Here is a 3623-nt window from a genome sequence, read left to right as displayed (position 1 = left end):
GTACGTTCGCTGGCGCCGCGGCATGCCGGTGATGAAGGGCAGCCCGGACCATTTCGCGCTGCGGCTGCGGAAGTGGCGCCTCTCGACCGCGGCGACGGCGCAAGTCAGCGTGGCCGCGGCGGCGATCTGCGGGACGGCCGGGCTGCTCGTCGTGGTCCTCCCGCTGGGCTGGGCGGCGGCGACGCTCGGCGCGGCGTCCGGCGCGGCGCTGGTCTTCGCCGTCTGGCTCAAGCGGATCGACATGACGATGTGACAATTCGGCGCCGACGGTTTGACGCCCCTTATAATCCCGTTTCTATGCTCGTTCGTTTCCCAATTTGCGCCGGGCGCGCGCTGCTGGCGACGCTGGCGGCGGCGACGATCGCGGCCTGCGGCGGCGCGCCGGGGGGCGCGGCGTCCGGCCGGTCCTCCGCGATCACCGACATCGGCTCGGACACGATCGTCAACCTCGCCCTCGCCTGGGCCGAGGCGTACGCGAAGGTGCAGCCGGCGGTGCGGATCTCGGTCACCGGCGGCGGCAGCGGCACCGGCATCAACTCGCTGATCAACGGCTCGGCCGACATCGCCAACGCCTCGCGGCGGATGACGGCGGGCGAAGTCGCCGCGGCCAAGGAGCACGGGATCTCGCCGCGCGAAGTCGTCGTCGCGCGGGACGCGATCGCCGTGATCGTCCACAAGAGCAACCCGGTCTCCCGGCTGACGATCGAGCAGCTCGCGGCGATCTTCAGCGGCCGGATCGACAACTGGTCGGAGGTCGGCGGCGAGGACCGTCCGATCGTCCGGCTGTCGCGCGAGGTCAACTCCGGCACGCACGTCTACTTCCTGGAGGCGGTGCTGCGCGGCGGGCGGAAAGGGGACAAGACGCTCTTCTCCGCCGACACGCTGCTGCTGCCGTCGTCGGAAGGGGTGATCGCCGAAACGACCGACAACCCCAACGCCATCGGCTACGACGGGCTGGGCTACGTCACGCCCGACGTGAAGGTGATCGCGGTGAGCGGCGACGGCGGCAAGACGTTCGTCCTCCCCTCGGCCGCGTCGGTGACCGACCGCACCTACCCGATCGCCCGCGACCTGTACATGTATGTCCGCGAGGGCGCCCCGCCGCAGGTGCGCGGCTACATCGACTGGATCCTTTCCCCCGAGGCGCAGCGGCTGGTGCAGTCGCTGGGCTTCGTGCCGATCCACTGAGGGCGCCGTGGGCCGCAGCCGCAAACCATCGGAATTCGCGATCGAGGCCCTGATCAAGGCCTCGGGCTGGTCGGCCGTCGTCTTCGTGCTGCTGATCTTCCTCTTCCTGCTGCGCGAGGGGCTGCCGACGTTCGCGGAAGTGAAGCTCGGCTCCCTTTTCGGCCTGCGCTGGTATCCGATCGAGGGACACTTCGGACTCGTCCCGCTCGTCTGGGGCTCGATCATCGTCACGCTCGGCGCGGCGCTGATCGCCGTGCCGCTGGGGGTGGCGGCGGCGCTGTTCATCGCCGAGGTCGCGCCGCGCTGGCTGCGCGAGCTGCTCAAGCCGCTCGTCGAGGTTCTCGCCGGGCTTCCCTCGGTCGTGCTCGGCTTCCTCGGCGTGATCGCGCTCGCGCCGCTCGTCCGGACGTCGCTCGGCGTGCCGACCGGCCTCACCACCCTCACCGGCTCGATCCTCCTCGCGCTGATGGCGCTGCCGACGATCGTCAGCGTCGCCGAGGACGCGCTCGACGCGGTGCCGAAGTCGTTCCGCGTCGGCTCCCTCGCCCTCGGCGCGACCCGCTGGCAGACGATCTGGCGCACGACGCTTCCCGCGGCCCGCTCCGGCGTGCTGACGGCGACGATGCTCGGGATCGGCCGCGCGATCGGCGAGACGATGGCGGTGATGATGGTCACCGGCAACGCGCCGCAACTGCTCCTCGCGCCGCGCGCCCTCTGGTCGCCGTCGCGCTCGATGACCGCGACGATCGCCGCCGAGATGGGGGAGGTGGCGAAGGGCAGCACCCACTACCACGTCCTGTTCACGGTCGGCCTGGTGCTCTTCCTGATCAGCTTCGGGGTCAACATCGCCGCCTCGTCGATGCTCTTCAAGTCGCGCGGCGGCGGCGGACGGATGCTCTCGTGAGCCGGCTCGACGCCAAGACGAGCGAGCGGATCGCCTTCGCGCTGCTCGGCCTCGCCGCGCTGCTGACGGTCGCGCCGATCGTGCTGATCGTCGGGGTCATCGCGGCCAAGGGCGGGCCGGCGGTCTCCGGCGAGTTCATCTTCGCCGCGCCGCGCGAGGGGATGCGCGCGGGGGGCGTCTGGCCGGCGCTCGTCGGCACGCTCTACCTCACGCTGGGGACGGCGCTGGTCGCGGTGCCGCTGGGGCTCGCCGCGGCGGTCTATCTGTCGGAATACGCCAAGGACAACCTCTTCACGCGCTCGATCCGGATCGCGATCGTCAACCTCGCCGGCATCCCGTCGGTCGTCTACGGCCTGTTCGGCCTCGCCCTCTTCGTGCTCTTCCTGCGGCTCGGCTCCTCGATCGCCGCGGCCTGCCTGACCCTCTCGATCATGACCCTGCCGGTGATCATCAGCACCGCGGAGGAGGCGCTGCGCGCCGTGCCGCAGAGCTTCCGGCTGGTCTCGATCGGCGTCGGCGGGACGCGCTGGCAGACGATCCGCCGCGTCGTGCTGCCGCAGGCGCTGCCGGGGATCCTCACCGGGGTGATCCTCGGCCTAGAGCGCGCGGCGGGGGAGACGGCGCCGATCCTCTTCACCGGCGCGTCGTTCTTCCTCCCCGCGCTGCCGAAGTCGATCTTCGACCAGACGATGGCGCTGCCGTACCATCTCTTCGTGATCTCGACCCAAGTGCCGGGGATGCCGGTGAAGATCCAGTACGGCACGGCGCTGGTCCTGCTGGTCTTCGTGCTCTCGATGAACGTCGCCGCGACGTTCATCCGCAGCCACTACCGGAGGCGGAGACAGTGGTGAAGGCCGAAGCCCCTCCGGCGAAGATCGTCGTCGAGGACCTCTCCGTCCGCTACGGCGACGACGGCCCCGCGCTCAAGAACGTCTCGTGCTCGCTGCCGGCGAACCAGATCAACGTGCTCTTCGGCCCGGCGGGCGGCGGAAAGAGCACCCTGCTGCGCACCTTCGATCGGCTGAACGACCTCGCCGACCGGGCGAAGACGACCGGCCGCGTGCTGCTCGACGGCGAGGACATCCTCGCCCCCGACTTCGACGTCGTCGGCCTGCGCCGCCGCGTGGCGATGGTCTTCGCGCTGCCGGCGCCGCTGCCGATGTCGATCCGCGGCAATCTGCGCTACCCGCTGCAGCTCGCCGGCGTGCGCGACCGCCGCACGCTCGACCTCGCGGCGGAGGAGGCGCTCCGCGCCGCGGCGTTGTGGGACGAAGTGAAGGACCGGCTCGACGACTCGGCCTTCGCCCTCTCCGGCGGGCAGCAGCAGCGGCTCTGCATCGCGCGCGGCCTCGTCCTCGGGCCGGAGGTCGTGATGCTCGACGAGCCGACTTCGGGGCTCGACCCGATCTCGACGGCCAAGGTCGAGCAGTCGCTCGAGGAGCTGAAGGCGAAGTACACCATCGTCATCGTGCCGAGCAGCGTGCAGCAGGCCTCGCGCCTCGCCGACTGGGCCGGGTTCTTCCTGCAGGGG

The 3623-nt window shown here is 70.9% G+C and carries 5 protein-coding genes; all 5 read left to right on the top strand.

The genetic code is table 11. The features are described 5' to 3' along the window. On the top strand, positions 1-253 hold a 253-nt coding region (locus LLG88_11685), incomplete at its 5' end, for a hypothetical protein (GenBank protein ID MCE5247561.1). Between the two features lie 44 nt (positions 254-297). After that, complete coding sequence (locus LLG88_11680) at positions 298-1188, top strand: phosphate ABC transporter substrate-binding protein (protein ID MCE5247560.1); 891 nt, start codon at positions 298-300, stop codon at positions 1186-1188. A gap of 7 nt (positions 1189-1195) precedes the next feature. Continuing rightward, complete coding sequence (gene pstC / locus LLG88_11675; protein MCE5247559.1) at positions 1196-2092, top strand: phosphate ABC transporter permease subunit PstC; 897 nt, start codon at positions 1196-1198, stop codon at positions 2090-2092. Beyond that, positions 2089-2943 carry a phosphate ABC transporter permease PstA gene (gene pstA / locus LLG88_11670; protein ID MCE5247558.1) on the top strand — a complete coding sequence of 285 codons (855 nt, stop codon included), beginning with the start codon at positions 2089-2091 and terminating at the stop codon, positions 2941-2943. Before pstC ends, pstA begins: the two co-directional genes overlap by 4 nt. Beyond that, the coding region (locus LLG88_11665) for an ATP-binding cassette domain-containing protein (protein ID MCE5247557.1) at positions 2940-3623 on the top strand (684 nt) is incomplete at its 3' end. The genes pstA and LLG88_11665, both read left to right, overlap by 4 nt.

The organism is bacterium (genome assembly GCA_021372775.1).
Classification (GTDB): Bacteria; Acidobacteriota; Polarisedimenticolia; order J045; family J045; genus JAJFTU01.
The sequence above is the reverse complement of the archived record's forward strand: the minus strand, read 5'-3'. Positions and strand labels throughout refer to the sequence as shown.